Raw genomic sequence first — 26528 nt, 5'->3', positions numbered from 1 at the left:
AATGAATCAAAAACAATTAACCAAATTACGCACTATGGTGCCTGAAATGAAACGAGTCCGACATATTCATTTTGTTGGAATCGGGGGAGCAGGCATGGGCGGTATCGCGGAGGTATTAGCAAACGAGGGCTATAAAATTACCGGCTCTGACTTGGCCGAGAATGCGGTCACACAGCAGCTCAGTCATTTAGGGATCTGTGTTTTTTTGCATCATCATCGTGACAATGTAAAAAATGCGAGTGTCGTGGTCGTTTCTAGTGCCATTCCTGAAGATAATCCAGAAATTCTTGCTGCACATGAGGCCCGCATTCCTGTCATTCAAAGAGCAGAAATGTTGGCTGAACTGATGCGTTTTCGATATGGTATTGCCATCGCCGGGACTCATGGAAAAACCACTACAACCGCCATGGTTGCCAGTATTTACGCTCAAGCAGGATTAGATCCCACCTTTGTCAATGGGGGGTTGATCAAATCCGCAGGAAAACATGCGCAACTCGGCTCCAGTCGTTATCTTATTGTTGAAGCAGATGAAAGCGATGCTTCATTTATTCACCTTCAGCCTTTGGTTGCGATTATCACCAATATTGAAGCCGATCATATGGATACCTATCAGGGTAATTTTGAACATTTAAAACAGACTTTTATTAATTTTTTACACAATTTACCTTTTTATGGCCGAGCCATTCTTTGTCTTGATGATCAAGTGATTCGTACACTCCTGCCTCGTATTGCTAGACATATCACGACATATGGTTTTAGTGAAGATGCAGATATTAAGATCACCGGTTATGAACAAAAAGAATTTACTAGCTACTTTACGTTAGAACGGGCTCATAAACCTATTTTAAAAATACAACTGAATGCGCCTGGTCGTCATAATGCGTTAAATGCGGCGTCGGCTATTGCGGTCGCGACAGAAGAAGGCGTTAAAGACGATCACATTTTACAAGCATTGTCTTTTTTCCAAGGTATAGGGAGACGTTTTGATTGTTTAGGCATTTTTCCATTACATCCTATCAATGGGCAGCAGGGGGAAGTGATGTTAATCGATGATTATGGTCATCATCCCACTGAAGTGGCCGCAACCATTAAGGCGGCGAGGGTAGGGTGGCCTAAAAAACGCATTGTCATGATTTTTCAACCTCACCGTTACACTCGGACTCGAGATCTTTACGATGACTTTGTAAAAGTACTGTCTCAAGTAGATGTTTTATTGATGTTAGAGATTTATTCGGCAGGGGAATCACCTATACCAGATATCAGTAGTGATGCGCTCTGCGACAGCATTCATGATTTCAGTCATAGAAGGCCTATTCTGGTCACCGATCACGAAAAATTACCATCTTTACTGGCAAAACAATTAAAAGAGAACGACATGGTGCTGGTTCAGGGTGCGGGCAATATTGGTAAAGTTGCCAGAACACTCGCTGAATGTGAGCTAAAAGTGCCGCCATTTATTTAAAAAGAGAGTCATTATGTCTGAGAAAGTGGCCGTTTTAATTGGCGGAACCTCTTCTGAGCGGAAGATATCTTTGCAATCCGGGCATGCTGTGGTGGCTGGTTTAAGAGAAGCAGGGATAGACGCCTGGCCGATCGATACAAAAAATTTTCTTTTGACTAAGTTGAAAGAGACGGGTTTTACTAAAGCCTTTATCGCTTTACATGGTAGGGACGGTGAAGACGGTCATATACAAGCGGTGCTGGAATTTTTAAAGATTCCTTATACTGGAAGTGGTGTGATAGCGTCCGCATTGGCGATGGATAAACATCGCAGCAAAATGATATTTCAGGGCGCTAGTTTACCTGTATCCCCTTATGTTGTTCTTAATCGTCGTCAGATTTTACCAAATTTTACCAAAAATACAGCAAATGATTTATTATCAAATAATAGCATTTCTAATAAATTAATAAAAAATATCAATCAATTGGGTCTACCCTTAATAGTGAAACCAAGTCGTGAAGGCTCGAGTTTTGGTATGACCAAGGTAGAGAATCTTGATCAGATGGACGATGCACTGAAAAAAGCTTGGCATTATGACGAAGAAATACTCGTTGAAAAATGGCATTCTGGAACAGAATTGACAGTAGCCATACTAGGTGACACCGTTTTACCCTCAATTCGAATTCAGGTATCCGATATCTTTTATGATTATCAAGCAAAGTATGTTTCAGATAAAACACAGTATTTTTGTCCAAGTGGTTTAAAACAGGAGCAAGAAAAACAATTGGCGACATTATCAATGAATGCTTATCGGGTATTAGGTTGTGATGGTTGGGGAAGGGTAGACGTCATGTTAGATGACGAAGGCTATTTTTATTTAATGGAAATCAATACTGCCCCTGGTATGACAGACCATAGCCTTTTTCCGATGGCGGCGCGCCAAGCAGGTTTTAGCTTTTCTGAACTGGTTTGTAAAATATTGTCATTGGCACATTAATATGTCCCAAGCTGTTTTAAAAAAAGCGCGTAATATCAAAAAAAATAAGAGAATATTGCGCGATTCTCGACCGTTTTTGGGGATCATTTTTTTTTGGATACTTTTAGTTGTTTTGTGCATAGCATCCTATTGGGCGATTAAGCAGGTTAAACAAACGTATTCATCCCCTCTTTCAACATTATTGTTGACAGGTGAAAGGCGCTTCACTACAAAAAAAGATATTCAACAAGCGATTTTATCAACAGGCATAGCTCACTCTTTTATGGAAGAAGACGTTTACCTGCTTCAACAGGCAATAAAACGTTTCCCTTGGGTAAAACAGGGGTATGTGCGAAAACACTGGCCTGATAAACTTGATATTCATGTTACAGATTATGTGCCTATAGCTGTTTGGAACGACTTACATTTACTGGATCATGAAGGGAAAATATTCAGCGTGCCTCATGAGCGTATGACACATGAAAGATTAGTGTTGCTCTATGGCCCTGAAGGCAGTCAAGAGGATACGCTGGCTTCTTATCGTGCTATGGATCAGTTGTTATCCGCACATAAGTTTCATTTAAAAATGGCAGAGATGAGTGCACGACGCTCTTGGCAATTGATTTTAGATAACGAGATTCGGCTTGAAATTGGAAAAGTTCATATAATATCACGTTTAAAACGCTTCATTGAATTATATCCATTTTTTGAAAATCATCCTGATCAACGTATCGATTATATTGATTTACGGTATAAAAATGGTGCAGCAGTTCATTGGTCTCCTATATTTGTCGAGACCCAGCCTGTACAGATGCAGAGTAAGAAATAACCGCCCTGAGTAATATGAGATACAGGCAAAATAATAATGATGAAATCAACAGATAAAAAATTAGTGGTAGGCCTTGAGATAGGCACGGCAAAAGTCTGTGTATTAGTCGGTGAGGTATTGCCCGATGGAATAATCAATATTATTGGAATCGGTAATTGCCTGTCTAAGGGAATGGATAAAGGAGGCGTGAACGATCTTGAGTCTGTCATAAAATGTGTTCAACGTGCGGTTGATCAAGCTGAATTGATGGCTGACTGTCAGATTTCTTCCATCTATTTAGCCTTATCTGGTAAGCATATCAGCTGTCACAATGAAATAGGTATGGTCCCTATTTTAGAAAAGGAAGTCACTCAAGGAGATGTTGATAGTGTTATGCATACTGCCAAATCTGTACGAGTCAGAGATGAACACCGTATTTTGCATGTGATTCCACAGGAATATGCGATTGATTATCAAGAAGGGATAAAAAATCCGATTGGCCTTTGTGGTGTTCGTATGCAGGCTAAAGTGCACCTGATCACATGCCATAACGATATGGCAAAAAATATTGCAAAAGCGGTTGAACGCTGCGGTTTGAAAGTGGATCAATTGATATTTTCTGGTTTAGCGGCAAGTTATGCCGTATTAGCGGAAGATGAACGTGAATTAGGTGTCTGCTTAATTGACATTGGTGCAGGTACAATGGACATGGCCGTTTATTATAATGGGGCATTACGTCATAGCAAGGTGATCCCTTATGCCGGAAATGTAGTGACTAGAGATATTGCCTATGCTTTTGGTACGCCTCCTAGTGATGCGGAAGCCATTAAAGTGAGATACGGTTGTGCTTTAGGAAAGATGATTCCAAAAGATGATAAAGTGGAAGTGCCGAGTGTCGGAGGACGCCCTCCCCGTAGCTTGCAGCGGCAGGCATTAGCTGAAGTCATAGAGCCTCGCTATGCCGAATTGTTACAGTTAGTGCAGGATGAAATTCTACAGCTGCAGAATAAATTACGTCATCAGGGGTTAAAGCACCATCTTGCTGCAGGTATTGTATTAACAGGAGGCGCTGCTCAGATGAATGGCCTAGTAAACTGTGCCCAAAAAATCTTCAATACTTATCAGGTGCGAGTTGCAACGCCTCTTAATATTACCGGTTTGACCGATTATGTACATAATCCGGACTATTCTACTGTGGTTGGTTTATTACATTATGGTAAAGAATGCCATTTAGGTGCCGAATCAGAAATAAAAAAATGTTTTCTAACGGGTTGTGTACTAAAACGCATTCATAAATGGCTTAAGAAGGAATTTTAGGTATTCAAATATCATCATAAGATTGAAATAATGGATAAAAATTAGGAAAAAATCAATAAAGAATAATAAAAACCTCTTTTAATTTTTTTCATAAAATATCAAAAAATGATTTTAAGTAGCCGCAAAAATGCGAAACGGAGAAAACTATGTTTGAACCAGTTGAAATAACCAATGAAGCAATTATTAAAGTCATTGGTGTTGGCGGCGGTGGCGGGAACGCTGTCGAGCACATGGTAAAAGAACACATTGAAGGTGTTGAATTTTTTGTTGTCAATACGGATGCTCAAGTATTGCGTAAAACGACTGTGGGTCAAACAATTCAAATTGGGAACACCATTACTAAAGGTTTAGGGGCTGGTGCAAATCCTGATGTTGGACGAAACGCGGCTGAAGAAGATAGGGAGGCTTTGAGGGCTGCTCTTGAAGGAGCTGATATGGTCTTTATCGCGGCTGGTATGGGTGGAGGGACAGGCACAGGGGCCGCGCCTGTGGTAGCTGAAATCGCAAAAGAATTAAATGTTTTAACGGTTGCTGTGGTTACTAAACCTTTTAATTTTGAGGGCAAAAAACGTATGTTATTTGCCGATCAAGGTATTATCGAGCTCTCCAAGCATGTGGACTCTTTAATTACTATTCCGAATGATAAATTGCTAAAAGTATTGGGACGAGGCATTTCTCTACTGGATGCGTTTAGTGCAGCTAATGATGTATTAAAAGGGGCAGTACAAGGGATCGCTGAATTAATTACACGCCCTGGCTTAATGAATGTCGATTTTGCGGATGTACGTACGGTCATGTCTGAAATGGGATATGCAATGATGGGATCTGGATCAGCTAGTGGCGAAGATAGAGCAGAAGAAGCTTCAGAGATGGCTATTTCCAGTCCTCTCTTAGAAGATATCGATTTATCGGGTGCTCGTGGTGTGTTGGTGAATATCACAGCAGGATTTGATCTCAAATTAGATGAATTTGAAACAGTGGGTAATACCATACGCGCTTTTGCTTCTGACAATGCTACTGTGGTGATCGGGACTTCTTTACACCCAGAAATGAATGATGCATTGCGAGTTACCGTGGTGGCAACAGGTATTGGAATGAATAAACATCAAGAAAATACTTCAGCTAAGAAAAAAATGCAGACCGGATTAAAACATCATTATCAAACAAATGTTCTGCCACCTTTGCTTGAAGAGACAAAGAACACAAATCATCACTTAAGCAACGAAGATGATACGGAAATCAAAAAAGCACCTGATTATCTTGATATCCCTGCTTTTTTACGTAAGCAGGCAGATTAATAGAATTGTTTACACCCTACTAAGAATATCGATTTTTGTGTGCTCAGTTTTTATAAAACCGTTCTCTCCCGGTATCTTTATCTACAAAAATACCCTCTGTGTCTACGTGTAGAGGCCTCGAGATTGATGGGCTTATATTTTGCAATAAATTTAATAAATTCATATTTGAAAATATAGAATGATGCATCTCTATGTTAGAATCAAGCTAATTTGAAATAAAGATTTGGATTATTAATAATTGTTCTTAAATAACACTGCGAGATAGTACGCATGATAAAACAAAAAACATTAAAACATGTTGTGAAAACAACCGGTGTTGGCCTGCATACAGGGAAAAAAGTGACTCTTACTATGCGCCCTGCATCAGTAAACGATGGGATTATTTATCGTCGCGTTGATTTAAACCCTGTTGTTGAATTTTTTGCAGATCCTAAATCTGTAGGTGATACCCAGCTTTGTACCTGCCTAGTAAATGAAAATAATATACGTATTTCTACGATTGAACATCTTAATTCTGCCCTCGCCGCATTCGGAATCGATAATGTCATTATAGAAGTTGATGCGCCTGAAGTGCCTATTATGGATGGTAGCGCCCGCCCTTTTATATTTTTTTTACTAAATTCAGGCATCAAAGAACTCAATGCACCCAAAAAATTTTTAAAATTAAAAGAAACCATCCGAGTTCAAAAAGATGATAAATGGGCAGAATTATCACCATATGACGGTTTTCGTTTGGATTTTAGCATTGACTTTAAGCATCCTGCTATTCATAAAAATACTCAAAGTTACGGTTTCGATTTTTCTGCACAAACTTTTATCCTTGAGCTGAGCCGTGCCAGAACTTTTGGGTTTATAAAAGATATTGAATATCTGCAGTCAAAAGGTCTCTGTTTGGGTGGCAGCTTTGACTGTGCTATTGTGATGGATGACTATCGTGTGCTCAATGAAGATGGTTTAAGGTTTGAAGATGAACTTGTTCGTCATAAAATGCTGGATGCTATTGGTGATTTATTTATTTGTGGTCACAACATTATTGGTGCTTTTTCTGCCTTTAAATCTGGCCATGCATTAAATAATCAGCTATTAAAAGCCGTTTTAGAGAATCAATCTGCTTGGGAGTATGTTACTTTTGAGCATGAAGAAGCTCCTATCTTATTTGGTCATTCGTTAGAGATGTGCTTTGTTTAATACAGTTATCTGATTTTAACCCCTTCTTCGAGGTACCTCGATTTTTTTTGATCATGTTGACTCGCTCACCTACTGACAATATCCAAAAGGTCACATTTAAACCCAGTGGTCAAACAAACATACCCATGCCATCAACTTCTAAGCGAAGCTGCCAAAATCCATCATTTTTCATCGAAATAGACTCGCAGTTCTCGGCACATTCAAAGCACTAAATAATTTTTTGATTTAGCTTGAAGATTACAATAATCTCCAATGATATTTTTCATTCGATCCCTGATCTTGTGTGTTTTCAGATTTTAGAGGAGGTTAGTATTCTACTTTTTTCTTTTTTAGGTAATGTTACTTATGACTTATGCTCTCGAATTATCACAATTGGAAAAAACCTATTCTACTGGAACAAAAGCGCTTCATGGAATTAACTTACGTGTTAATAAAGGTGATTTTTATGCTTTGTTGGGCCCAAACGGGGCAGGGAAATCTACCATCATCGGTATTATCAGCTCTTTGATAAATAAAACAGAAGGAAAAGTACAGATATGTGGTGATGATATTGACAAAAATAGCATTCATGCTAAACGCTACCTTGGCTTAGTTCCACAGGAATTTAATTTTGCTTCTTTTGAAACCGTGCTCCAAATTTTGCTGACTCAAGCAGGTTACTATGGAGTATCTCGAAAAGAAGCGCAAATAAGAGCAAAAAAATATCTGACCCAACTTGATTTATGGAAGAAACGTAATGAAACAGCCATTCGTTTATCGGGCGGAATGAAACGCTGTTTAATGATTGCACGAGCTTTAATGCACCATCCAAAATTGCTTATTCTGGATGAACCTACGGCTGGAGTGGACATTGAGCTAAGACGTTCTATGTGGCTTTTTTTACAAGAGCTCAATGCACATGGTACTACTATTATTCTGACGACACATTATCTTGAAGAAGCGGAAATTCTTTGCCGTCATATTGGTATTATCCAAGGTGGAAAACTGATAGAAAATACTTCCATGAAAAATTTATTAAGTACATTGGAATCAGAAACCTTTATTTTAGACATCTCATTAAAAAGTCAATTGCCTCATCTGGAAGGTTATCTTTATCGTTTCATCGACAAGATCACCCTTGAGGTCGACGTCAAACGTGGACAGGGGTTAAACAATGTATTTAGCCAGCTGAGTTCACAAGGAATCCAGATTCAAAGTATGAGGAATAAATCAAATCGCCTAGAAGAATTGTTTGTAAACATAGTGAACAGAAAAGAGGTAAAAATATGATCCGCTTATATTGGATTGCCTTAAAAAGCATTTGGATGAAAGAAGTGAATCGTTTTACGCGAATATGGCTACAAACTCTAATCCCTCCTATGATCACCATGTCACTCTATTTTGTTATTTTTGGTAAATTAATCGGTTCAAAAATTGGTCACATGAACGGCGTCAATTATATCGAATTTATTGTTCCAAGTTTAATTATGATGTCTGTGATCACTAATGCGTATTCAAATGTTGCCTCCTCTTTTTTTAATGCAAAATTTCAGCGAAATATTGAAGAATTATTAGTCGCCCCTGTACCCACCCATATTATTATTATTGGGTATATGGGAGGAGGTATGGCGCGCGGTATTTGCGTTGGAATGCTTGTCAGTATTGTATCGTCTTTTTTTGTTCCTTTTCAGGTTCATTCTTGGCCGATGGTCTTGCTCACCTTATTATTAACTAGTGTATTGTTTTCTTTGGCAGGTTTACTGAACGCGCTTTTTGCAAAATCTTTTGATGATATTAGCATGATCCCAACGTTTATATTAACACCTTTAACTTATTTAGGCGGGGTTTTTTATTCACTCACATTGCTTCCTTCTTTTTGGCAATCGATTTCCAAAGTGAATCCTATTGTTTATATGATCAGTGGCTTTCGTTATGGGTTTCTAGGTTTTACAGAGGTACCACTAAGTATCACAATATGGGTGATAACAACATTTATTGTTGTTTTTTATCTTTTGGTTTGGTATCTGATTGAAAAGGGATTTGGGCTACGCACCTAAATTTAAAACGACAAAGAATATGCGATTAATCTGAACGAACGACCTTGTTAAAGGATCTCTGAGATTACCCCTCTATCTTATTATCACCATTTTACTCTGTCATTGACGAGTAATACGATAGTACTTGCCCCTTTTTTGCTGCTCGTTTGATCTTCTGATAGGAGACATTAGTCAGGCTGGAAAAATGATCTGTAAAAGTAACTCTATCGAAGGGATTCATATTTTTGAAGCGATATTATTTAGTTCCTCAATTTTTATTCCATTCGGTAAAGTTACCGAGTAACGACTTCCTACTGACGCATCTCTTTCAAAAAGACGAACTACTTTTTTGAAGGGATTCATCTAAGATTCTTCATGAATTGGTAAAATTTTCTTAGTGCCACTACCGCAGCCTGCTGCCAAATCCGATTTACCATCATCTGCATCAGTGGAAATAAAATTTAGAGGCACATTGGCTTCATAAATATAAGCTGTAATACTTTGATTACCCTCGCTATTAGCGTCTATTTCACAAATCATAAAAAAAGCATCTGCTTTTTTCTGAGGCTATTTGTAGAAATGGATTCATCGACGTCAGATTGACTACGAAAGAAATCGGTTATATTTACAGTATCAAATGAAAGTAATAGTTCCACTTCTTTTTGGGGTAATTCTTTCACGCCATTAAATATTCGATAATCATTTTTCTTTATAAGAACAATGGCATACTTATGATAAAGATTTGCTGTGACTCGCCAATTTCAAACCCGATTAGTACTGTGAATGTCATGAACATAAAAAGCATATGCAGAGAGTGTATCTCGCTGCCGTGACACGGCCTCTGACACTTCACTAAGGTTATTAAAACAGCTATTTAATGTAATGTGTTTTAAAGACGTGAGAGTCTGTATTTTTTCTCATGATAATTCTTGAGCTGCCTTTACCTTAATAAGGGTATAACATAATCAAATGAATGTGATAGCAGTACCATGTTTAAATTTCATAAAATATCCCTTCGGGAATGACGTGATTTTTTCACGTATGAATGTGAACTCACTTCTCAAAGAGATAAGAAAAAATAAGCGCGTCAACGAAAAACTTGAGATTAATGACGTTGTTCAAAAGCTAATCCTTTCCTTTCTATAAAACGCATCAATAAGGTCAATACTCCGTTGATACAGAAATAAATGATACCGACTGCTAAAAATGCTTTGATATCGTAGGTTCTGCCGTATATCAACTGAGTGTAGCCCATCAGATCCATTAAGGTGATCGTGTATACGAGTGATGTACTTTTAAAAATCAATACTACTTCATTTGAATAAGAAGAAAGGGCACGTTTCAAAGCAAAAGGCAACAAAATCCGCAAAGATTGAGTTTTTGACATCCCGAGAGCCTGGCAGGCTTCCCATTGGCCAACAGGTAGTGCCCGTAAAGCACCGTAAAATAACTGCGTGGTATAAGCGGCACTGTTTAACATTAAAGCTATCATTGCGCATAACCAAGGCTGCGATAAAAAGTGCCATAACCAAGCGCAGCTGCGTAGAGAGGGGAATTGCCCAGGGCCATAATAAATTAAAAAAATTTGTATTAGTAAAGGAGTACCGGTAAATAGCGTCAGATAAATTTTGACAATTGGCGATAAAAATGGCCTATTTAGACCTAAAATAAGAGTTAAAACAATAGATAAACCTAAAGCAAAAAATAGAGAAAACGCGGTTAAGGTCACACTGATTTGCAGCCCAGTAAGTATTTTACATATATATTCAAACATGCCTTTTAATTCCGTTCAAAACGCGTCGTATAAATCTCAAGGCACTTTATCAAATATTGACTTATCAGTGTGATAAACAAATAAATCAAGGCGGCGATAAAGTACCAAGTAAAGGGTTCTTGAGTACGAATCGCAATATTTTTTGCTTGTAACATCACATCATTCACACTAATTAAAGACACTAACGCCGTATCCTTTAATAAAATCAGCCATTGATTCCCCAAACCTGGTAAGGCATGTCGCCACATTTGCGGCATAATAAGCCGAATAAAAATAAAGAACGAAGAAAGCCCTAAAGCTTCCCCGGACTCTCTTTGTCCAAAAGAAATGGCTTTAAGTGCCCCCCGAAAAATTTGAGCGGCATAAGCAGAATAAAGCAAAGCTAATGCGATGACAGCGCATAAAAATGGGCTAATTTGAAGGAAATTGCAATGATATTTGATAGGTAATTCAAATAGATAAAAATTTATGGTAAAGCCATCTGTCAGTAGCATGAAGAGTTCTGCAGATCCAAAATAAATAAAAAAAACGATTAAAATTTCAGGGAGCCCCCTTAATAAGATCCCCCATCCATGAATAAGATAACGAAGACCTCTGTATTTTAATGATTCGAAGATCGCGAAAAGTATTCCTAAAAACAACCCAACTAAAAGTGAATACAGCGCTAAAGAAAGCGTCATTCCTGTTGCATTGAGTAAAGAAAAGAATTCATTCATTGATAAAATCAGCTCTTAGGAAACAATTTTTGTAAATATGGTCATAGCTTCCATCATCTTTAATTTTTTTTATTGCTTCATTTAACTTATTGAGTAATGAATCAGCACTCTGCTTGACTGCAATGCCCAAACCTACTCCAAAATAATCCGAATCTGTAATTTTATTTCCCAGTGCACCCAGAGTTGGATTTCTTATCAGCCATTGATTGACTGCCGCTGTATCACCAAAAACAGCGTCCAAGCGACCATTTTGAAGATCTAAAATAGCATTTTGATAAGTACTATAAGAAATGGGGATCATTTCAGGATGTTTGTCTATTAAAAATTTTTGATGTGTGCTGCCATTTTGCATACCCACTCTTTTCCCATTTAAATCGCCTATGCCAGAAAATTTACCAGTTTGAATAATAAATAAAGCGGAATTTTTACAATATGGGATCGTGAAAGCCACTTGTTTTGAACGTTCAGGAGTGATATCTAGCCCCGCGATAACAGCATCGATACGACGTGATTTAAGGCTTGGTATTAAGCTATCAAAGGCCTGATTTACAAAAACACACTCTATCTGCATTTTTTGACACAGTGCCTTCGCCAGGTCTATATCAAATCCTTTGATTTCATTATGAGCACTCATAAACTCAAACGGAGGATACAAGGCCTCGGTTGCAAAATGAAGAATTTTTTTCTCAGCAAACACAGATAAACTGATCGCCAGGCTTATAAGGGAAAAAAATACAGAAAGGATTAATTTTTTCATTTTAAACTCCTATTCTTACTATAAATAGAGCACCATGGATTCATGGTTTTCCAGCATTCATGTTGTAGATTTTTAAAAATAGACTTGAAGAAATAAACTCCCGCCTAATGTGATAAATAATGGGCAAAGGCTTTTGTTTTGGGGTGTTTAAAGAGATTGCCATCCCCCTCCTCTATTATTTTTCCATTTTCCATGTAAATAAGTCGAGTTGCTGTTTTACGGGCAAACTCAAGTTCATGTGTTACTATCACTTGTGTAATACCTGTTTCAGAAAGTTCTCGAATAATGTCCACCACTTGGGCCGTAATTTCAGGATCTAAGGCCGCTGTGGGCTCGTCAAATAATAAGACCTTAGGTTCCATCATAAGTGCTCGTGCAATAGCAACTCGCTGCTGTTGCCCTCCAGACAGATGCAAAGGATAACGATTTGAAAAATTCTGCAAACGTAAACGAGCCAGCAACTTTTCAGCCCTAAAACGCGCTTCCTGTTTAGAAAGCCTCAGTAACCAACAAGGTGCTTCTATTAAATTTTGCATCACCGATAAATGTGGCCAAAGATGATATTGCTGAAATACCATACCCACGTTTATTCGTAATTCACGAATAATATTTTCTGATAAATTTTCATTGAAATCGAAATAATGCCCTGCAATCTGCAAGATTCCGGAACCCGGCATTTCAAGCAAATTTAATACTCGCAATAAAGAGCTTTTGCCTGCACCGCTGGGCCCAAGTAAGACTAATGTCTCCCCTTCAGGACAATATAATTTGATATTACAAAGTGCTTGTTGTGAACCGTAATAACAGTTAATGCCATTTAGTTGAATGCTCATTGACCTAATTTTAGTGAAATGTTAAGTGCGCCAGAGAGTAGCTTTCATAGAATGTGGATGCAATATTTATTGGCAAAATTTTATTATTTTTGAGATGTTTCTTTACCAACGTCATCACATGGTATCCAGCGCATAAAAACCGTTCAGATTTAGTACACTGAAATATGGATATAAATAAAAAATGAATAATCAAATTATGGAAATCTTTTGAATTAAAGAACTGAATTTCAATACAGATGAAAACATAAAGATTACCGCTATCGGAGGTATAACAAATAAAAATTACCTCATATTAATGAAAAAAATGAAATTAGTGCTTCGTGTACCTGGTGTTGCTACTGAGAATTTTATTAATCGTCATAATGAAAAAATAACATCGGATTAGTTTTTAAAATAGGTATTAATCTAGAAACAATTTATTTTGATACTAGTAAGTAAAATAAAAATAATTCAATACATTCCTAATTCAGAAACATTCATCCCGTGCCATGTAAGAAAAATAATATTGAAAATATCATTCTTTGTTTTCGTCAACTGCATCAATTAAAAATTAAATTTTGTAATGAATTTAATGCTTTTCTGAATATAAAATATCAACATATTTTAAAATTTAAACATCACCATGATGGTATTTATCATAATAAAATGCTGGTTAATTTTTTATAAAACAATAAAAATTTTAGATAGGTTGAATAACGATAGACGCCCTTTTCATACTGATTTAGTTGCAGAAAATATTGTTAAAAGTGGAGATAAAATCTATTTAATTGATTGAGAATATTCCGGCATAAATGATCCCATGTAGGATTTAGCGTCGCATTTTCTATAATATCAGTTTCACAGTGAAGAAGAACAAATATTTTTAACGTATCATTTTGAAGGAAATATCCATGAGGAATCCAAATAAAAAATACTGTTATTTAAATTTATGCAGTATGGACTATGGCCCCTTTTGGCAAAGGTCAAAGAACAATATGATAATAATTTTGAAAATATGACATAAATCAATTCAAAATGCATATCAATTCATGCATCAATATCAAGAGCAATATAAAAAATCATAAAAATAAGAAATTATAGATTCTGGTACATAGACAAAACTAGATGCCTTTAGACGCCCTTTGCGTAAACTGTTGCAGATGCTAGAGTGACCAGATTTTATGAAATCTACTTTCTGAAAAACTTGCAGCAGGGTTACGCAAGCCGTCCGTTATCATGTTTTTAATAAGGATAAAATTTGTGGAATTACTTTCTTTGTATGGCCTGTTTTTAGCAAAAATGATTACTATATTAGGTGCCTTTGCGGTATTTGCTGTACTCATAATCCATATACGACAACGTAAATCAGAGAAAACTGGTGAACTAAAATTTTTTAATTTAGGGAAAGAATATAAAGAGATAGAAGAACAAATTCGTTTATTTAAAATGTGTGAAGCAGAACAAAAAATTTTTCATCAGACGAAAAAAAAACAAAAAAAGCTTAAAGCAAAATTTAAAAAGCAAAAGATGACATCGGGCGAACACCATTCACAGAAACCTTGTGTTTACGTTATTGATTTCAACGGCAGCATAGACGCCCATCAGGTCAGTTCCTTAAGAGAAGAGGTCTCCGCTATATTGAGTGTGATAAGGACAGAAGACAGTGTTTTTCTTCGTTTAGAAACTCCCGGGGGAGTTGTTCATGGCTATGGCTTGGCCGCATCACAATTAGCGCGTTTTCGTCAAGCTGGTGTTTCTTTAGTGGTCTCCGTTGATAAAATTGCGGCTAGTGGAGGTTATATGATGGCTTGTGTCGGAGATCATATTTTGTCTGCACCTTTTGCCATCATAGGTTCGATTGGCGTCGTAGCACAAATTCCTAACTTTCATCGTTTTTTACAAAAAAATAATATTGATGTTGAATTGCATACGGCAGGTGAGTTTAAGAGAACATTAACCGTATTTGGAGAAAATACAGAGCAAGGTCGTGAAAAGTTTTGTGAAGAATTAAATGAAACCCATCTTTTGTTTAAGCAGTTTGTACAGGAAAAACGCCCTCAGATTGATATCAACACCGTGTCAACCGGTGAGCATTGGTTTGGCGTTAAAGCCAAAGAGAAAGGTCTGGTAGACAGTATAGGTACGAGTGATGATTGGTTGATTTCAAAAATGGAAAACCATCAAATCATCCGTGTATCGTATCAAACTCATAAAAGCCTAATAGAGCGCTTAACAGGCAGTATGGTAAAAAGTGCGGATCGTTTATTATTGCTCTGGTGGCGGAGAGGAGAAAAACCATTCCTCTAAAAATAATCTGGTGACGCTTATAAATAATCAATATATTTGGACTCAAGAAAAGATGAATCAATCTTTCTTTTTTTGAATTTATGGCATGGAATCAATTTTGCCCTTTTTTAAAAAATTTTAATTCAGGTAATAAAAAATTATGGGTAAATCGCTCGTGATAGTTGAGTCTCCGGCTAAAGCCAAAACAATTAATAAATATTTAGGCAGTCATTATGTGGTGAAATCGAGTGTAGGGCATATCCGAGATTTACCAAAAAGTGGCTCTAATAATAAAAAAAATGCTTCAGCAGTCATAAAAAAACAAAAAACTGAAAAAAAGATATTGCAAGATCATCAAAGTAGCCTGATTAAACGTATGGGGATTGATCCCTATCATGGCTGGAAGGCGCAATATGAAATTTTATCTGGTAAAGAAAAAGTGGTTTCCGAATTGAAAGCATTAGCAGAAAAGGCAGATCATATCTATTTGGCGACAGACTTAGATCGTGAAGGGGAAGCGATTGCGTGGCATTTACGTGAAGTCATTGGTAGTGATCCCCAGCGTTTCAGTCGGGTGATTTTTAATGAAATCACCCACAATGCGATTCAACAGGCTTTTAAAAAGCCAGGCGAATTAAATATGAGTCGTATTCATGCTCAACAGGCTCGGCGATTTATGGATCGGGTTGTGGGTTATATGGTATCTCCACTTTTGTGGAAAAAAATCGCCAGAGGGTTATCCGCAGGGCGAGTGCAATCTGTTGCTGTCCGCCTCGTCGTAGAAAGAGAAAGAGAAATCAAAGCTTTTGTGCCTCAAGAATATTGGCATTTAGAGGCAAATCTGTTGACACAACAAAAAATCATGATTCACATGATAGTCAGCCATTTTGAAGGTGAGCCTTTTAAACCTGTGAATCGAGAGCAAACTTATGCTGCGCTTAAAGATCTTGAAGATGCACAATATGTTGTTTTAGACCGAAAAGACAAACCGACCAGCAGTAAAGCGGGCGCGCCTTTTATTACCTCCACGTTACAACAAGCAGCAAGCACTCGATTAGGGTTTAGCGTTAAAAAAACCATGTTGATGGCGCAAAGTTTATATGAAGCAGGTCAGATCACTTATATGCGTACTGATTCCACACATCTCAGCCAGGACTCATTAAGCATGGTGAGGAATTATATTCAGAAGCATTTTGGCAATCATTATTTAATTTCACCCGCTTATGAATATGGCAATAAAAAAAATGCCCAAGAAGCGCACGAAGCTATCAGACCCTCGAATGTTAACGTGTTCTCAGAACAGTTAGAAGACATAGAACCAGATGCGAGAAAGCTGTATCAGCTGATATGGCGTCAGTTTGTAGCCTGCCAAATGACCCCGGCTCAATACGATGTGACCACTTTGATCGTAGAGGCAAAAAACTATCAATTACGGGCTAAAGGACGGACATTGCGGTTTGATGGCTGGACTAAAGTGATGCCGGCTTTGCGCAAAGCAGAAGAAGAAAAGACTTTTCCAATCATAGCCGTCGGGACTTCTATGTATTTAGAAAAATTAATTCCTAGTCAACATTTTACCAAGCCGCCTGGCCGCTATAGTGAAGCTTCTTTGGTTAAGGAGTTAGAAAAACGCAGCATAGGACGCCCTTCCACTTATGCTAGTATTATTTCCACTGTGCAGGAGCGAGGCTATGTCCGCATTGAAAATCGTCGTTTCTATGCAGAAAAGATGGGCGAGATCGTCACAAATCGCTTAGAAAAAAATTTTCGGGAATTGATGAATTATGATTTCACCGCCCGTATGGAAAATGCATTAGATCAAATTGCTCAACATCAAGCAGAATGGAAAAAGGTGCTGGATGAATTTTTCAGTGAATTTATCGCGCAACTGAATATCGCTGAAAAAGATCCCTCAGAAGGAGGAATGCGTCCAAATTCAATGGTGATAATGGATATTAATTGCCCTGCTTGCGGCAAAAAAATGGGGATACGTACAGCTAGCACGGGTGTTTTCTTGGGTTGCTCGAGTTACGCATTATCTCCAAAAGAACGTTGTAAAACGACGCTTAATTTGATTCCAGAAAATGAAATTTTAAATCTTCTTGATGGAGATGAAGCAGAGACAAATGCATTACGTTTGCGACGCAGGTGTGAAAAATGCAAAACTGCGATGGACAGTTATCTACTTGATACAGAGAGGAAATTACATATTTGTGGTAACAACCCTATCTGTGATGGACATCAAATGGAGCAGGGGGAGTTTCGTATTAAAGGGTATGAAGGCCCGATCGTAGAATGTGATAAATGTGCTTATGAAATGCATTTAAAAGTAGGGCGTTTTGGTAAATATATGGGATGTACGAATGAAGAATGTAAAAACACTCGTAAGATTTTGCGTAATGGAGAAGTGGCTCCCCCAAAAGAAAATCCCGTGCCTTTACCTGAAGTACTCTGTGAAGAATCGGATGCTTATTTTGTGTTGCGTGATGGAGTGGCAGGTTTGTTTCTTGCGGCTAACACCTTTCCTCGATCACGTGAAACCAGAGCTCCCAGAGTGGAAGAATTAAAGCGTTTTAAAGATAGGCTTCCAGAAAAATGGCATTATCTCGCCGAGGCGCCCCTAAAAGATACAGAGGGGAATACAACATTCATCCGTTTTAGTCGTAAAACAAAGGAGCAGTATATTTCTTCTGAAAAATTAGGAAAAGCAACAGGTTGGTGTGCATTTTACATTGATGGGCAATGGGTTGAAGGTAACAAAAGACCTCTTGTAAAGTCGTAAATAGATTGATGAATGTAATGCAAAAAGGCAAAAATAAAAGATTTGGCTCAATCAGAACATCTCTGTGATTTATAAAAAACATTTTAAAGATGAAATTACAGGAACTTCGTTATATTGTTGAAATTGTTCACTATCATCTTAATTTATCTGCTACTAAAGCAGGTTTCCATATCTCTCAACCAGGAATCAGTAAACCGATTAAAATGTTAGAAGAAGAACTTGGAATATAAATTTTTACACGCAATGGAAAACATTTGACAGAGATCACCGTGTCCGGGAAAAATTATGGTGATGGCTCAAGAAATATTAGCGAAAGTGAGTTTTATCAAAAGCTGTAGCAATAAAATATAAATCGTTAGATCAAGGAGTATTATGTATCACAACTACTCATACTCAGGCCAGATACACATTATTTAAATTAATCAATGAGTTTATTAAAAATTATCCTCAGGTGTCCTGACTATATACATCAAGGTTCGCTAATTCAGATAGAGGACGCTTTGTCAAAAGGTAAAGTGGATTTGTCAATTACCACTGAAAATGAAGATTTATATAGTGACGCGGTGATGTTGCCCAGATATCGCTGGAGGTGGCTTATCATTATTAAGTCTGATTATCCCTTATCCCACCGAACTTCTTTTGACATTCAAGAAGTAGCGGCCCATCCAATCGTGACCTTATACCTTTGGTTTTACAAGACGAACAACTTTAGATAAAGCGTTTTGTGCATCCGATTTAACACCGAATATTGCTTTTACAGTCACAGATTCAGATGTTATAAAAACTTATGTACGTTTGGGCCTAGAGGTAGACATGATTGCTAATATTGCGATGGATCCTATACAAGACAGTGAGTCAATTTGTATTGACGCTCGTACTATTTTTGATGGCAGTATTACTCATATTGGTTTTCATTGCTATACTTTTTACGTGGTTACATGTATGATTTTGAAAAGTGTTTCGCCCACCATCTCACTCGAACACTTGTAGATAAAGCGTGTTACTTGCACTCCTATCAAGAAATAAAAGAGCTGTTTAAAAATATTACTCTTCCTGTTTTATAAAAAATTCTGCTTCTTAATCAGGAGCAAAAGGATGAAAACAAAAACATTAATTCTTTATTCGACTAGGGAATGGCAAAAGTAAAATTGCCTCTTTCATTGCAAATAAATCATCCTGTTTGATGACATCTGAGGTCAAGGCCCTTTCTGTAGCCATAGACACTTGAAATCCTATCAACAGGTGATCATCGGTTTATCTGTACATTATTGCCGTTGTAACCGCAACTTGATCAGTGCATCAAACGAATAGATTGTACTTTTAAATCAAATGCCACCGGCTCTTTTCGTGAATTTATTAGCTCGAAAACCAGAGAAGTATTCCCCTTAAACCAATAGTGATGTCCGTCAATTTCTATTAAAAACACCTTGGAAGCTCCTGTTATCTAAGGTATTTCCCGTGGTGTTACATTATTCGCATTATCTCTAGCGAGATAAAATGCTGATGCAGCTCATTATGAGCTTAACGCAGAGTGAAACCGATCCCAGTAAAAAAGTTGAATATGCTGACTGGAATGAAGTTAATATTTTTATAAAAATTTTTAAAAATAATTTAAAATTGATAAAAATGGTATTGTTTAGCAAAATTTTATCAATCAAAATGCAGTCAATTTTGTAAATTGAATCGAGCCATGCAGATTTAGGATTATTTTCAGTTTAAAAATGCGTTATGAAATTAAAAATAAATCATAGATATCAACTACTCTTTAATTAATCAAAATAAATGAGCACCGCTCTAAAAGATATCAAGTATAGATGGGACGAAGGCTAATATCCCTCAGATACATGGAATATCTGTGAGCGGTTTCATAAAACGATATTCTAAATAAATCTTTTTATATTCCTGTAAGGTGTACCACCTCTTCTAAACTCTCCTTGAATTTTTTCTGATTTTTCAATCAGTTAATCTGTTTCTGAATAGAAATAACGGTAGACCATATATCCGATGGATAAACCGACCCATAAACATTCGGCAATCAGACATTCTCCCTTCGGCAAAGGTCTTATTAATATATTAGCTAAAATCGAATAGCCCAAGCCTGATTGTCTAGATTAAAGCCGCTAATGTGATTTTATTTTTACGCAATGCTGTAATGATATTGAATGAATGCTAATTGGATTTCCTTAAAATCATTGTTTATCCTTCTGTATTGCAAGATACTGGTTAATTAATATGATAACTAACTTGCTTTCATTAGTTATTTTGTGAAATTAAAGATTCTTATTAAAAATCATATCATTATTTTTAGGAAAAATTTACTGAGTTTTTCTAAAATTTGTATTTTATTAAATATATTCAATAAACGAAAATGATACAAAATACATTTTTAAAAAAATTTTTAAAAATCAAAATGTTGAATTTTCATTCAAAATTAAATGAATTAAAAAAACGATGAGATTTATCTGAATTGAAAAATAAAATGATGATTTTTGTTGTTTTCAATAAATCAATACATATGTAAATGAAATTAGAGATAAACAATTCTATGGATAAGGAATAGCTTTCAGCTAAGGAATTAATTCATTCCCCCTGGCTTCCGTTTTCAACGCAAGGAATTAATCAAATGGCGCGCCAACAAGGTTGGAAACATCGATATTGGTTAGGTGTTCAGGGGAAGGCACTTGAATATTACATTGATAGTTTACTAAAACCAATTTTAAAACAGTTAAGGTTAACGGAAAACCCTGAAAAATATAGTTTAAAGCAACAGGATTTATTTACTATCTGGATAGAATCGTACCGCCAATCAACAGATTATGAACGTGAAAACTGATTGTGTTTCTTTTTCGTGCAGGTATTCGAGGATTAATAAAAAGACTAAGTAAAGATTAATCAACGATTTTGATGGTTTTGATTTTAGATATATTGAAGCAAAAATTAAAATGAACGTTTCACAGCGAAATAAGCAAGGCTCTCTAGCGCTGTACGATAAGAATTTTTAGGTAAAATTTGTAGTGCTGAGATAGCTTTATTCGCTTCTTCTTTTGCTCGATTTAACGTATATCCCAATGATCCACATTGTTTCATAATTTTGAGTATTTGAGGAAGCGATTGACGCGCATTTCCTCGTTTAATTGCGAATGAAATTATGTGCTTTTGTTCTTCTGTTCCATGATTCATGGCATGTAGTAGTGGTAAAGTCGCCTTACCTTCATCAAGGTCATCCCCAATGTCTTTGCCAAAAAAATTGCTCTTTGAATTGTAATCAAGCAGATCATCGATTAATTGATATGTTGTTCCAAGATAACAGCCATAACTTTGTAGTGCTGATTCTTGTTCAGGGCTTGCTTTTGCTAAGATGGCAGCAGATTGTGAGGCGGCTTCAAACAAACGTGCTGTTTTGCTATATATGACTTGCATATAATCATATTCGGTAATGTTTACATTATTACAATACATTAATTGCTGTACCTCCCCTTCAGAAATAACATTAGTTGCTGAAGACATCACTTTTAGGATGCGCATTGAACCTAAGTCAGTCAGCATCTGAAATGCTCGGGTATAGATAAAATCTCCAACCAAGACACTTGCAGAATTACCAAAAACGGTATTTGCTGTTTTTTTCCCGCGACGCAGATCAGATTTATCGACGACATCATCGTGCAACAAGGTTGCGGTATGAATAAATTCTATTAATGCGGCTACAATAATATGTTGATCGCCTTTATAATTTAATGCGCGAGCAGATAAAATTGAAATCATGGGGCGAATACGTTTTCCGCCCCCATTAATAATATAAGTGCTTAATTGCTTGACAAGTGGTATATCAGAACGCATCTGATCGATGATAATGACATTTAACGCTGCCATGTCTTCTTTAGTTAATACTTTAATTTCTTTTAAATTCATTGTCTTATTAAAAATTTTTCTTAAAAATTAGAAAGAGAAATCAAGTTATTGTACTTAACAATCAGTCAATGACTCTAAATTTGATGAAAATGATGCTAAAAGTCTTCTTCCTAGAAGACAGTTGATGACCACACAACCCTAGTCCGTCGCTCAGTCTGATAAGGCAGAGAGTATGCCAGTTAAACCTACGTTAGCGCATTTAGAAAAAACCTTAATTCTCTTAAAGATTGAGGTGATACTTTAGCATTCTAGAAAAAATTATATTTAATAAACCGCACTAAACAGAACAAGACCTCTAGGCTATTTTAAGGTCACTTTTTATTTCGCTCAAAGGGATCACTTGAGCACTAAGATTATTTCTTTTGGATTAGTGATGATAAAATAAGCAACATTCTTCAAATAACGCGCATAAAGTAAATGGTTTTCTTAAAAATTCTTTATGGCCCAATAAAACGTCGCCTTCTCAAAGTCAGCCAGAGGACGGGAGTGAAAATCCTTATTAATAGTGCATATATGATTCTTAGAAACTGAATAATGATTATCAGAAACTAAATAGTAAAGTTTTTTAAAAACCTGATGCTGATCTCAAATTGAAATTTGACGCGACACTTTACTCAGTACATAGTTTCGTGAATTAATTAATATATAAAGAGTAAAATAGGATTATCAAAAATAATAGACAAAACATTAAGTCGAAGAGAAATAGGTTTTCTCTATGAAATGATCGCCTTTTGTGATCTTGAAAAGCGGGTTTTGTTTTTAAAGAGGATAATGTTACTCTTTGGAGCGCTGAGATCGATCTTATTATGCGTGATCAAAAAAATGGGTCTTTGTTGAGGTTTGATTTAAAAGAATTTTTTTTGGAAGTGCGGCCGACAGCATCAATAATAAAAAGCAAAAATGCTTATGTGATACGGCCGAAATCTGGCTATAAAAACGTGGAAGCCATTTTAATACATCCTATCGTTTTGACTTTTTTCCATTACTAGTAATCAATTTGCATGGTTTCAAAACGCATTTAGTTAAATACGATCTTTTAACTAGTTATTTTTATTATGAGAGTGTATGTATTACGTTTTGGATAAAAACAAACATTACTTTACTGAAAGTATTCAAACCAAAATTGCTGCTACAGAATCCTTATTGCAGTCCTTGTGTTATACTGTAACTCTCCTTGTACCAGTATTAACGAATGGCCATAAAATTCTTTGCTGTGGTAACGGTTCATCCTCAGCTAATGCTCATCGTTTTGCCAGCAATATGATCGATTGGTTCGAAACAGAACGCCATAGCTTACCGGCTATCACTTTAAGTTCAGACAACATATTGCTTCCGCGATAAATTACGTTCATTTACATTGTAAAATGTATACGCGGCAAGTACAGGCGTTAGGTCAATCAGGAGATATCTTTTTTCTATTTCGACTCGAGGTAATGTAATTATCTTGCTATCATTAAAGACGTTGAAGCTGCAGTCACTCGTAATATGAAATTATTGCATTGACATGTGATGATGTAGATGAGCTAAAAGGTCTTTTAGGAAAAAATAATGTTGAGATTCGAGTGCCTTCTGCTTGTCGTGTGAGTGTTGAGTAAGTACATATGGTAGTTGTAAACTGTCTATGTGATTTAATTGATCACACTGTATTGCTTCATCAGGATGATGAATTAAAGAAAAAATGAAAATAAATTTGGCGGCTATCGTATTAAGTAGCGTGATTTTACAGGGTTGTGTAGGTGCCGTATTGATCGGGGCTGCTGCTATTGCGACAAAATCAGCGGTGGATCCGCGCACAATAGGAACACAGGTCGACGATAATACCTTAAAGTTACGTGTTATTAATGCAATTAATAAATATCCGAAATTAAAAAAAGAAGTAAAAATATCGGTGACGGCTTATCAGGGCAAAATTTTGCTAACTGGCGAAGCACAGTCCTCTGAACTGTCGGAACGTGCAAAAGCGATTGTTGCTACTGTAGAAGGAGTGAGTGAAATATACAATGAAATTCGCCAGGGGTGGCCCGTTGATTTAGCAACCACTTCATCGGACATATGGATCACCACTAAGGTTCGTTCTCAGCTTTTATCTATACTTTCGATGAAATCATCAAAAGTAAAGGTAGTGACCGAAAATGGAGAGGTATTTTTATTGGGCTTACTGACAAGAAAAGAAGGTGCATCTGCAGCAGAAATAGCTAGTAAAGTAAGTGGTGTTAAACACGTTACTACTGCATTTAGCTATATTAAATAAGATTTAAATAGATATGAGATATGGCACTTGTAATAAAGTAATTTTTTAATTAATTGTAAGGTACTCTTATATAAGATAAGAAGGTTTTTAACGTTACCCATACAAGCTTTGTTATCACTGCTTGCAACATAGTTATCCTCTTACTTTATCTCTCACTTTATATAATATAATTAACTGTTTAGGCACACAGATAACAAGCAGAAGCATATCTGTATCTATGCGTTTTAAATAGCTTTTTATTTTTAAAATAATTTTTTTGACCATCCAAGTTTTGTATTGAGTCTATTAATATAAATGTAATCTTTTGGATGAATTAAATCGAGATGATGAGCGCTCTTATAAATGACCACTTCTTGATCATTTCCAATCGATAAAACTGTTTGGCTATCACAACTTATTTTTAGATCATGATTTGATTTTTTCAATTTTAAACAAATTTTACTGTTGCTGTTGATTACCAAAGGTCTAGTAGAAAGGGTATGAGGGAACATAGGTACTAACAAAATAGCTTCTAAAGTAGGAGTTAAAATTGGTCCGCCAGCAGAGAGCGAATAAGCCGTAGAACCGGTAGGAGTAGCAATGATCAATCCATCAGAACGCTGAGAAAAAGCAAAACGATCATCAATCCATACTTCAAATTCAATCATATGCGCGACTTTCTCTGGATGTAATACCATTTCATTAATTGCAGTTCCAGTTAAAGTAGGTGTTGCGGGGCAGCTCGTATAATTGTTTGCCTCAATCAATGTTAGAGAAGACTTTAATTGCGTTTCTAATAAAAAACGTCGTTCGTTGAGATATTCACCTTTTAACACTTCGGAAAGTTCTTTTTGTACATTATCTGGGCTTAAATCAGTTAAAAAACCGAGGTTGCCTCGGTTCACTCCTATTACTTTGATATCATATTGCGCTAATATTCTAGCTGCACCTAGCATATTGCCATCTCCCCCTACTACTATGGCGAGATCAGATTGATTACCAATATCTTTTAGGCTAGCTGTCGTCACATCTCTTAGAGAAAGAGCATCTGCAATCTCTCGCTCAACAATAACTGTGTAATTTTCAGATTTTAGCCAGTGATATAACATATGATGAGTTGCTAAAGCCTCTGAATCTCTAGGGCGACCAAGAATACCTATGCTATTAAATTTTTTATTCATTCGTTTCATTGTCTCACACGATATTATCGTTACTGTAGATTATAATTAATTCACTTGAATCATGGCGAGCGATCCCCATAATAAACTTAAATTTTAACATGCATGCTAAATTGAATTAGGAGAAAAATTAAGATGAGTGAGAAACAATCTGAAGAAGAAAGTTTTGATATAAATTTAGAAAAACAAGGAAAAAATCAGATAGATCAACAAACTTTAACATCAGTAGAAAATGATGAATCTAATCTTATTAAAAAAGAAAGTGAAAACAGTAGCGATATTATTACAATGAAAGCTCGAATTTTAAAATTAGAATCTCAATTAACGGATGCATTAAAGCGTGAGAATGAAAATTTGTTAAGGCATAAAGCGAATGAACAAAATATTCACCGTAGTACTCAAAGAGATATAGAGAAGGCACATAAATTTGCTCTTCAAAAATTTGCCTATAACCTACTGCCTGTAATTGACAACCTAGAGCGCGCCTTAGAAACAGTGAAGCAATCTGAGAAGGGAGCAAATCCAATAATTGAAGGCATTAAACTCACATTAAAATCGTTATTAGATACTGTCAATAAATTCGGTATAGAAGTGGTTGAATCTCAATGCAATCTACCTTTCAATCCGGATATTCATCAAGCCGTGGGAGTTGTTGAATCAGATATGCATGAACCTAATCATATTACTTCTATCGTCTGTAAAGGTTATACTTTAAATGGTCGATTATTGCGCCCAGTTATGGTTAAGGTATCATCAAAAAAAACATCAGAAAATGTAATTTCTCAAGCCTAATTAATTTATTTAGCAACAGTTGACTCGATTTTCTGTAGAATTTCAGAATTAACTATAACCCTCAAAATATACGAGACGCTAAATATAATGAATTAACATATAGATGTTGATTGGAATTAAATAAATGGACTAAAGGAGTTGACTGGATAGAATAAGTACGTAGAATGCGCGGTCATATTAGGATTAGGAAGAAGCTCTTTAAAAATTTATCAGATAATGTGTGTGTGCACTGACGTGAGAGTGAATAAT

Annotated in this window: 21 protein-coding genes and 2 pseudogenes; 15 read left to right on the top strand and 8 right to left on the bottom strand. The window is 36.3% G+C overall.

What is annotated here, in order from left to right; genetic code table 11:
• Position 1: 1 nt before the first annotated feature.
• The 8 genes from murC (at position 2) to CICURV3402_RS00075 (ending at position 9064) form a co-directional block, all read left to right on the top strand.
• Positions 2-1462: a UDP-N-acetylmuramate--L-alanine ligase gene (murC, locus tag CICURV3402_RS00110; RefSeq protein ID WP_158379371.1), complete on the top strand. Its 1461-nt coding sequence runs from the start codon at positions 2-4 to the stop codon at positions 1460-1462.
• 13 nt (positions 1463-1475) lie between these two features.
• The gene (locus tag CICURV3402_RS00105) at positions 1476-2438 is read left to right on the top strand and encodes a D-alanine--D-alanine ligase (protein ID WP_158379370.1); all 963 of its coding nucleotides are present in this window, start codon (positions 1476-1478) and stop codon (positions 2436-2438) included.
• 1 nt (position 2439) lies between these two features.
• On the top strand, positions 2440-3246 hold the full coding sequence (locus CICURV3402_RS00100; RefSeq protein WP_158379369.1) for a cell division protein FtsQ/DivIB: 807 nt from the start codon (positions 2440-2442) through the stop codon (positions 3244-3246).
• 36 nt (positions 3247-3282) lie between these two features.
• Entirely contained in the window at positions 3283-4542 is a 1260-nt protein-coding gene (ftsA, locus tag CICURV3402_RS00095) for a cell division protein FtsA (protein WP_158379368.1), read from the top strand.
• A gap of 146 nt (positions 4543-4688) precedes the next feature.
• Positions 4689-5840: a cell division protein FtsZ gene (gene ftsZ / locus CICURV3402_RS00090; protein ID WP_158379367.1), complete on the top strand. Its 1152-nt coding sequence runs from the start codon at positions 4689-4691 to the stop codon at positions 5838-5840.
• A 270-nt stretch (positions 5841-6110) separates the two neighbouring features.
• On the top strand, positions 6111-7028 hold the full coding sequence (gene lpxC, locus CICURV3402_RS00085) for a UDP-3-O-acyl-N-acetylglucosamine deacetylase (protein ID WP_158379366.1): 918 nt from the start codon (positions 6111-6113) through the stop codon (positions 7026-7028).
• 345 nt (positions 7029-7373) lie between these two features.
• Entirely contained in the window at positions 7374-8297 is a 924-nt protein-coding gene (locus CICURV3402_RS00080; RefSeq protein WP_158379365.1) for an ABC transporter ATP-binding protein, read from the top strand.
• Entirely contained in the window at positions 8294-9064 is a 771-nt protein-coding gene (locus tag CICURV3402_RS00075; RefSeq protein WP_158379364.1) for an ABC transporter permease, read from the top strand. Before CICURV3402_RS00080 ends, CICURV3402_RS00075 begins: the two co-directional genes overlap by 4 nt.
• Positions 9065-9406: 342 nt before the next feature.
• Here CICURV3402_RS00075 and CICURV3402_RS06255 read toward each other — a convergent pair whose 3' ends face one another.
• The 5 genes from CICURV3402_RS06255 to artP form a co-directional block, all read right to left on the bottom strand.
• Positions 9407-9583 (bottom strand): hypothetical protein, encoded by a 177-nt coding sequence (locus tag CICURV3402_RS06255; RefSeq protein ID WP_235667563.1) that lies wholly within the window; start codon positions 9581-9583, stop codon positions 9407-9409.
• Between the two features lie 565 nt (positions 9584-10148).
• Positions 10149-10817 carry an arginine ABC transporter permease ArtM gene (gene artM / locus CICURV3402_RS00065; RefSeq protein WP_158379363.1) on the bottom strand — a complete coding sequence of 223 codons (669 nt, stop codon included), beginning with the start codon at positions 10815-10817 and terminating at the stop codon, positions 10149-10151.
• Positions 10818-10822: 5 nt separating this feature from the next.
• Complete coding sequence (artQ, locus tag CICURV3402_RS00060; protein ID WP_158379362.1) at positions 10823-11533, bottom strand: arginine ABC transporter permease ArtQ; 711 nt, start codon at positions 11531-11533, stop codon at positions 10823-10825.
• A complete protein-coding gene (locus CICURV3402_RS00055) occupies positions 11526-12290 on the bottom strand; it encodes a transporter substrate-binding domain-containing protein (protein WP_158379361.1) in 765 nt (254 codons plus the stop codon). Before CICURV3402_RS00055 ends, artQ begins: the two co-directional genes overlap by 8 nt.
• Before the next feature lie 104 nt (positions 12291-12394).
• Positions 12395-13123 (bottom strand): arginine ABC transporter ATP-binding protein ArtP, encoded by a 729-nt coding sequence (gene artP, locus CICURV3402_RS00050; protein WP_158379360.1) that lies wholly within the window; start codon positions 13121-13123, stop codon positions 12395-12397.
• 1239 nt (positions 13124-14362) lie between these two features.
• Between artP and sohB the strand changes: the two genes are divergently transcribed.
• From sohB to CICURV3402_RS00035, 3 genes and pseudogenes are all read left to right on the top strand, one after another.
• Positions 14363-15409, top strand: coding sequence for a protease SohB (gene sohB / locus CICURV3402_RS00045; RefSeq protein WP_158379359.1), 1047 nt, complete (start codon positions 14363-14365; stop codon positions 15407-15409).
• Positions 15410-15548: 139 nt separating this feature from the next.
• Positions 15549-18170 carry a type I DNA topoisomerase gene (gene topA, locus CICURV3402_RS00040; RefSeq protein ID WP_158379358.1) on the top strand — a complete coding sequence of 874 codons (2622 nt, stop codon included), beginning with the start codon at positions 15549-15551 and terminating at the stop codon, positions 18168-18170.
• 89 nt (positions 18171-18259) lie between these two features.
• A pseudogene (locus tag CICURV3402_RS00035) lies at positions 18260-19234 on the top strand (LysR substrate-binding domain-containing protein).
• Between the two features lie 897 nt (positions 19235-20131).
• On the opposite strand, the gene CICURV3402_RS06250 reads toward CICURV3402_RS00035, so the two are convergent.
• On the bottom strand, positions 20132-20266 hold the full coding sequence (locus CICURV3402_RS06250) for a helix-turn-helix domain-containing protein (protein WP_320410055.1): 135 nt from the start codon (positions 20264-20266) through the stop codon (positions 20132-20134).
• Between the two features lie 527 nt (positions 20267-20793).
• Between CICURV3402_RS06250 and CICURV3402_RS06245 the strand changes: the two genes are divergently transcribed.
• Entirely contained in the window at positions 20794-21003 is a 210-nt protein-coding gene (locus CICURV3402_RS06245; RefSeq protein ID WP_235667562.1) for a hypothetical protein, read from the top strand.
• Positions 21004-21107: 104 nt separating this feature from the next.
• Here the strand turns inward: CICURV3402_RS06245 and ispB are convergent, their stop codons facing one another.
• A complete protein-coding gene (ispB, locus tag CICURV3402_RS00025) occupies positions 21108-22079 on the bottom strand; it encodes an octaprenyl diphosphate synthase (protein ID WP_158379357.1) in 972 nt (323 codons plus the stop codon).
• A gap of 1065 nt (positions 22080-23144) precedes the next feature.
• Between ispB and CICURV3402_RS00020 the strand changes: the two are divergent.
• Together CICURV3402_RS00020 and dolP are read left to right on the top strand one after the other, a co-directional pair.
• A pseudogene (locus tag CICURV3402_RS00020) lies at positions 23145-23761 on the top strand (SIS domain-containing protein).
• The gene (gene dolP, locus CICURV3402_RS00015; protein WP_158379356.1) at positions 23758-24330 is read left to right on the top strand and encodes a division/outer membrane stress-associated lipid-binding lipoprotein; all 573 of its coding nucleotides are present in this window, start codon (positions 23758-23760) and stop codon (positions 24328-24330) included. The pseudogene CICURV3402_RS00020 and the gene dolP overlap by 4 nt, the downstream one beginning before the upstream one ends.
• 242 nt (positions 24331-24572) lie before the next feature.
• Here the strand turns inward: dolP and nadK are convergent, their stop codons facing one another.
• Positions 24573-25490 carry an NAD(+) kinase gene (gene nadK, locus CICURV3402_RS00010; RefSeq protein WP_158379355.1) on the bottom strand — a complete coding sequence of 306 codons (918 nt, stop codon included), beginning with the start codon at positions 25488-25490 and terminating at the stop codon, positions 24573-24575.
• A 132-nt stretch (positions 25491-25622) separates the two neighbouring features.
• Between nadK and grpE the strand changes: the two genes are divergently transcribed.
• Complete coding sequence (gene grpE, locus CICURV3402_RS00005) at positions 25623-26279, top strand: nucleotide exchange factor GrpE (RefSeq protein ID WP_158379354.1); 657 nt, start codon at positions 25623-25625, stop codon at positions 26277-26279.
• Positions 26280-26528: the final 249 nt, after the last annotated feature.

Source organism: Candidatus Williamhamiltonella defendens, from assembly GCF_900699045.1.
GTDB classification, from domain to species: domain Bacteria; phylum Pseudomonadota; class Gammaproteobacteria; order Enterobacterales; family Enterobacteriaceae; genus Hamiltonella; species Hamiltonella defensa_A.
The sequence above is the reverse complement of the archived record's forward strand: the minus strand, read 5'-3'. Positions and strand labels throughout refer to the sequence as shown.